Raw genomic sequence first — 600 nt, 5'->3', positions numbered from 1 at the left:
TTCACCCGTTTTATCGTTACTTATGTCAGCATTCGCACTTGTGATATCTCCAGCAGACTTCTCAATCTACCTTCATCGACTTACACAACGCTCCCCTACCCAATCAGGTATCAGAGGACAGGAATCAGGTATCAGTAAGTTTTACTTACTAACCCTTGTAGCATTTTCGCTATTGCTTCATAGCGATTTCGCCACATGATATATTTCTGTTCATCTAGATAACCTAAATCAAAACAGTATCTTAACCAAACACGCATTTCATCTGCCGAACCTATTGCCATCATCAAAAAACGTTTAAACTCCGCTTTTGATTGTGCTTGTTTTCCAAAACCCTCTGCAATATTGGCGCAAATGCCTTTACTTGCTCGTCTTAGTTGGTCGCCTAATGCATATTGCTCTATACTTGGCAATGTTAGACTAAACTTATGAAGTTCTAATGAAACTTTATAAGCCTTTTGGAATACATTGAGTTCTTCAAATTTCTTTACTTGCATCTCTGATTCCTGATACCTGTCATCTGATACCTGAATGCCGCAGCTTCGGTGCTATGTTTCAGCCCCGTTACATCTTCCGCGCAGGCCGACTCGACTAGTGAGCTAT

1 rRNA gene is annotated in these 600 nt (G+C 40.7%); it reads right to left on the bottom strand.

Features of this window, described 5'->3' with window-relative positions:
* Positions 1-600 (bottom strand): 23S ribosomal RNA (locus ACESOH_RS11760); the annotation flags it as partial.

The sequence above is a fragment of the Necropsobacter rosorum genome, assembly GCF_964241405.1.
Lineage (GTDB): Bacteria > Pseudomonadota > Gammaproteobacteria > Enterobacterales > Pasteurellaceae > Necropsobacter > Necropsobacter rosorum.
Note: the sequence above shows the minus strand (reverse complement) of the source record. Positions and strands in the feature narration are given on the sequence as shown.